This is a genomic window from Phenylobacterium sp., from assembly GCF_035276905.1.
Taxonomy (GTDB): Bacteria; Pseudomonadota; Alphaproteobacteria; order Caulobacterales; family Caulobacteraceae; genus Phenylobacterium.
Map to the genome: position 1 here is coordinate 1 of NZ_DATELG010000306.1, position 5,165 is coordinate 5,165.

Here is a 5,165-nt window from a genome sequence, read left to right on the forward strand (position 1 = left end):
ACGGCGACGCTCGGACGGTCGAGCAAGGCTGTCTCGCCGCGCGCCCAGATCAGCGGCGGCGGCGGGTCCAGCGCGGCGAGGGCCTGCGGGAAGTCGGGCTCGCAGGCGCAGAGCAGGCGCGCGCCGAGCGCCTCGCCGGCCTCCAGCTCGCTGTCGATCTCCGCGGCGCTGGGCAGCCGCAAGGCTGTGGCGCGGCCGCCGCGGCGGGCGAGGTCCGGAATCGCCTCCAGCGCCTCGGCCGCCGAGCCGAAGCGGTCGACGAGCTGGTCGAAGGCCACCGGGCCGACGTTCTCGGTGCGGGCGAGGGTCAGCCAGTCCCGCTGTTGGCGCGCGTCGAGCCGGCGGGTCACGCGGAGGGGTTCTCCGCCGCCTTCTTCTTGGCCCCGATTCTCGGTTCCTCGCCCTTCAGCAGGCGGCGGATGTTGGCGGCGTGGCGGATGTAGATCAGCACGGCCATGAAGGCGGCGAGCACGGCGGTGATCGGCCGGCCCGTCAGCAGCGCATAGACCGGGGCCAGCAGGGCCGCGACCAGCGCGCCCAGCGAGGAGATGCGGAACAGGAAGGCCGTCGCGATCCAGGTCGCCCCGGCGGCGAGCCCGATCGGCCAGGCGGCCGCCAGCAAGGTTCCGAAGAAGGTCGCCACCCCCTTGCCGCCCTTGAAGCCCAGCCAGATGGGGAACAGGTGGCCCAGGAAGGCCGCGCCGCCGGCCAGCGAGGTCGCCAGCGCCTGGGTCTGCAGGTCCGCGCTGCGCGTCGTCAGCCAGGCGATCAGCACCGCCAAGGCGCCCTTGCCGCCGTCGCCGAGCAGGGTGGCGAGCGCCAGCCCCTTGCGGCCGCTGCGCAGGACGTTGGTGGCGCCGATGTTGCCCGAGCCGATCGCCCGCGGATCGCCCGCGCCCGCAGCCCGCATGACGAGGATCCCGAACGGGATCGAGCCCAGCAGGTAGCCGCCGCCCACGGCGAGCCCGATCTGCAGCGGTGTCAGCATCAAATGTTCCCCGAAAGTTCCGCCCTTGTAGCGCGGAGAAGCTCGGCCGTCACCTGGGCGTCAGCGCCGCTCACTCCGCCCGGTAGACCGTCCGCCCGTCGACCATGGTCCGCAGCACCTTGCCCTGCAGTCGGCGTCCGTCGAACGGCGAGTTCTTGGACTTCGAGAGCAGCTTGTCGGCGTCGATGACGATCGGGGCGGCGAGATCGCAGAGCACGAGGTCGGCGGGCGCGCCCTTGGCCAGGCGCCCGGCCGGCAGGCCGAGCAGGTCGGCCGGCGCACAGGTGACCTTGCGGATCAGGTCCAGGAGCGGGATGCGGTCCTCGTGGTGGAAGGCCAGCAGCGCCGGCAAGAGCGTCTGCAGCCCGACCGCGCCGGGGGCGGCCTCGTCGTAGGGCAGGCGCTTGTCCTCGGCGGGCGCCGGGGCGTGGGCCGAGACGATCACCTCGATCTGTCCCGAAGCCACCGCATCGATCACCGCCTGGCGGTCGCCCTCCGAGCGCAGCGGCGGGTCGAGCTTGCAGAAAGTGCGGTAGTCGCCGATGTCGACCTCGTTGAACGACAGGTGATTGATCGAGGTGGTGGCGACCACCGGCAGGCCCTTGTCCTGGGCGCGCTTCAGGCTCTCCAGCGCGCCGGCGGTGGTGATCTGGTCGACGATCAGCTTCGCACCCGTCACCTCGACCAGCGCCAGGTCGCGCTCCAGCATGATCTTCTCGGCGATGGCGTGGACGCTGGGCAGGCCCATGCGGGCGGCGAACTCGCCGGAGGTCGCCGCCGCGCCCGCCGACAGCCACGGATCGGCCGGCCGGTGGGCGACCAGCACGCCGAAGGCCTTGGCGTAGGCCAGCACCCGCTGCAGCACCTTGGAGTTGGCGATCGGCCGGTCGGCGTCGGTGATGTAGACGCAGCCGGCGTCGTGCATCAGGCCGATCTCGGCCATCCGCTCGCCCGCCGCGCCCTTGGTGGCGGCGCCGGCGGGATAGACGTGGACCAGCTCGATGTCGCGGGCGCGGCGCAGGATGAAGTCGACCACCGCCGGGTCGTCGGCGACCGGGTTGGTGTCCGGCTGGACGACGATCGAGGTGACCCCGCCGGCCGCGGCCGCCAGGCCCGCCGACTTCAGCGTCTCCTTGGGCTCGGCGCCCGGCTCGCCGGTCTTGACCCGGATGTCGACCAGGCCCGGCAGCAGCGCCTTGCCCTGGACGTCGACCACGTCCACGTCCGGCGACAGCGCGCCGGGATCGGAGCCCTTCACCACGTCGGCGATGACGCCTTCGGTGACGATGAGCGCGCCCGGGCCGTCGTAGCCGCTGGCCGGATCCAGCAGGCGGGCGCCGACGAAGGCTGTGGGACGGGCGGGCATCAGTGGTTGTCCAGCCGGGCGGCCAGAGCCGCCAGCACCGCCATGCGCGCGGCCACGCCCATCTCGACCTGGTCCTGGATCAGGCTGACGGCGAGGTCGTCGGCGACCTCGGAGTCGATCTCGACCCCGCGGTTCATCGGCCCCGGGTGCATGACGCGCACGTGCGGGGCGGCGTGGGCCAGCTTCTCGCGGTCGAGGCCATAGAAGCGGAAGTACTCGCGCTGGGAAGGCGCCATCACCCCGTCCATGCGCTCCAGTTGCAGGCGCAGCATCATCACGACGTCACAGCCGGCGACGCCCTTCCTCATGTCGTGGAACACCTCGACGCCCCAGCGCTCGGCCTGGGCCGGCATCAGGGTGGGCGGGCCGACCAGGCGCACGTGCGCGCCCAGCATCTGCAGCAGGCCGACGTTGGAGCGGGCGACCCGGCTGTGCAGCACGTCGCCGCAGATCGCCACCTTCAGGCCGGCGATGTAGCCGAAGGCGCGGCGCATGGAGAGGGCGTCGAGCAGCGCCTGGGTCGGGTGCTCGTGCTGGCCGTCGCCGGCGTTGATCACCGAGCAGGTGACCTTCTGCGACAGCAGGGACGCCGCGCCGGAGGAGGCGTGGCGCACCACCAAGAGGTCCGGCTGCATCGCATTCAGCGTCACGGCCGTGTCGATCAGGGTCTCGCCCTTGGAGATCGACGACGAGCGCGGGCTCATGTTGACCACGTCCGCCCCCAGCCGCTTGCCGGCAAGCTCGAAGGAGCTCTGGGTGCGGGTGGAGTTCTCGAAGAACAGGTTCATCAGCGTCCGACCCTTCAAGAGGTCGAGCTTCTTCGAGGTCTGGCGGTTGAGCGCCACGAAGCCGTCGGCGAGGTCGAGCAAGTTTGCGACCTCGACCTCGTTCAGATCGAGGACGGAAATGAAATGGCGCTTGGGGAAGGGGAAGGTCCGTCCGAGGACCTCGTTCAGGCCGGGCGCCGGGGTGCTCATCAAGGCTGGGTCTTAGGGATTTTCGGCGGCGGGCTCAACTACGCCCTGACCTGGCATCCCGGTTTTCGCGCAAAGACCGCTGCGCGGCTTTCCCGGATGACGGTCTTTGGGGAGCTACAGCCCCCGCAGCCGCTCCAGCGCCCCTTGCAGGATCCACGCGGCCGCGGCCTTGTCGACCACCTCGGCCCTGCGGGCGCGGGTGACGTCCATCTCGTCGATCAGCATGCGGTTCACCGCCATGGTCGACATCCGCTCGTCCCAGAAGGCGATCGGCAGGTCGTGCAGGCGCAGGAGGTTGCGGGCGAAGGCGCGGTTGGACTGGCAGCGCGCCCCCTCGGTCCCGTCCATGTTCACCGGCAGTCCAATCACCAAGCCGGCCGCACCGCGGCTCTCCATCAGCGCGAAGAGACGATGCGCGTCGTCTGTGAACTTGGTCTTGCGCAGGGTCTCCAGCGGGCTCGCCACCGTGCGGGTGGCGTCGGAGACGGCCACGCCGATGGTCTTTTCGCCGAGATCCAGGCCCACAAGCGGCGCGTAGGCGGGCAGGGCCGCGGGCAGGTCGATGAGGTCGAGGAGGGCCATGGGCGGCTGCATAGCACGCCGCGCCCATGCTTCTTTGCGGGAACTGGTCGGAAAACTCGGTTATGGAACGCCGCAGGGCGCGCCTGGGAACGGCGGCAGCCTGGCAGGGAGGGAAGCATGTCGGACGTCGACGTCACGTGGCCGAAGAAGCGCCGCGACATCCACAACCATCACATGGACTCCACGATCTGGGACCGGTTCGTCTTCCGCGACGACGACGTGGTGGTCGCCACCTATGGCAAGGCGGGCACCACCTGGACCCAGCACATCATCGGCCAGCTGATCTTCGGCGGCGATCCGGACGTGCAGATCGCGAAGATCTCGCCCTGGGTGGACCTGCGGATCATGCCGCCGAACCTGCTGGAGCTTCTGGAGGCCCAACAGCACCGGCGGATCGTCAAGACCCACCTGCCGCTCGACGCCCTGACCTTCTCGCCCAAGGCCAAGTACGTCTACCTCGGCCGCGACGGGCGCGATGTGGTCTGGAGCCTCTACAACCACCACGCCAGCGCCAACCAGACCTGGTACGACGCGCTCAACCATACGCCCGGCCGCGTGGGTCCGCCGATCGAGCGGCCGGATCCGGACATCCGCCGCTATTTCCTGACCTGGCTGGAAAAGGACGGCGCGCCGTTCTGGGCCTTCTGGGAGAACGTCGCCAGCTGGTGGGCGGCGCGCCACCTGCCCAACGTCAAGCTCGTCCACTTCAACGACCTGAAGCGCGAGCCGGAAGCCCAGATCCGCGCCATCGCCGACTTCCTGGGCTGCGAGATCCCCGAAGACCGCTGGCCGCAGATCCTCGATCACTGCAGCTTCGACTGGATGAAGGCTCACGCCGAGCAGGTGACGCCGCTGGGCGGAGTGATCTTCGAGGGCGGCGCGCAGAGCTTCGTCCACAAGGGTGTGAACGGCCGCTGGCGCGACGTGCTGACCGCCGAGGACGTCGCCGCCTACGAGCGCCGCGCGCTGGCCGAGCTGGGGCCGGAGTGCGCGGGGTGGCTGGCGCAAGGGATGTTGGCGCAGGCCGAGCCGGCGTAGGGCGGGATCTTCCTTGTCGGGAGGGGGCGTTCAGCAGGCGCGCTCGCCGTGGCGCTTGCCTTCGCACCTCCGTCGCGGCTAACCCACGCGCTCAACGTCAAGGAGTAGGTGGCATGTCCATCGATGCGGCGACCGTTCGCAAGGTCGCCCGGCTCGCCCGGATCGCCGAGCCGGAAGAGCGGCTGGAGCCGCTGGCCAGGGAGCTGTCCGGCAT

At 70.6% G+C, this 5,165-nt stretch carries 5 protein-coding genes and 2 pseudogenes; 2 read left to right on the top strand and 5 right to left on the bottom strand.

Features of this window, described 5'->3' with window-relative positions:
- The 5 genes and pseudogenes from VJS38_RS14355 to ruvX form a co-directional block, all read right to left on the bottom strand.
- A pseudogene (locus VJS38_RS14355) lies at positions 1-350 on the bottom strand (DNA-protecting protein DprA); the annotation flags it as partial.
- On the bottom strand, positions 347-988 hold the full coding sequence (gene plsY / locus VJS38_RS14360) for a glycerol-3-phosphate 1-O-acyltransferase PlsY (RefSeq protein ID WP_324088834.1): 642 nt from the start codon (positions 986-988) through the stop codon (positions 347-349). The pseudogene VJS38_RS14355 and the gene plsY, both read right to left, overlap by 4 nt.
- Before the next feature lie 70 nt (positions 989-1,058).
- Positions 1,059-2,354 carry a dihydroorotase gene (gene pyrC / locus VJS38_RS14365; protein WP_324088835.1) on the bottom strand — a complete coding sequence of 432 codons (1,296 nt, stop codon included), beginning with the start codon at positions 2,352-2,354 and terminating at the stop codon, positions 1,059-1,061.
- A complete protein-coding gene (locus tag VJS38_RS14370) occupies positions 2,354-3,331 on the bottom strand; it encodes an aspartate carbamoyltransferase catalytic subunit (RefSeq protein WP_324088836.1) in 978 nt (325 codons plus the stop codon). Before VJS38_RS14370 ends, pyrC begins: the two co-directional genes overlap by 1 nt.
- Before the next feature lie 114 nt (positions 3,332-3,445).
- On the bottom strand, positions 3,446-3,913 hold the full coding sequence (gene ruvX, locus VJS38_RS14375; protein ID WP_324088837.1) for a Holliday junction resolvase RuvX: 468 nt from the start codon (positions 3,911-3,913) through the stop codon (positions 3,446-3,448).
- A gap of 117 nt (positions 3,914-4,030) precedes the next feature.
- Here ruvX and VJS38_RS14380 point away from each other — a divergent pair, with 117 nt between their 5' ends.
- Complete coding sequence (locus VJS38_RS14380; RefSeq protein ID WP_324088838.1) at positions 4,031-4,951, top strand: sulfotransferase domain-containing protein; 921 nt, start codon at positions 4,031-4,033, stop codon at positions 4,949-4,951.
- Positions 4,952-5,064: 113 nt separating this feature from the next.
- A pseudogene (locus tag VJS38_RS14385) lies at positions 5,065-5,165 on the top strand (Asp-tRNA(Asn)/Glu-tRNA(Gln) amidotransferase GatCAB subunit C); the annotation flags it as partial.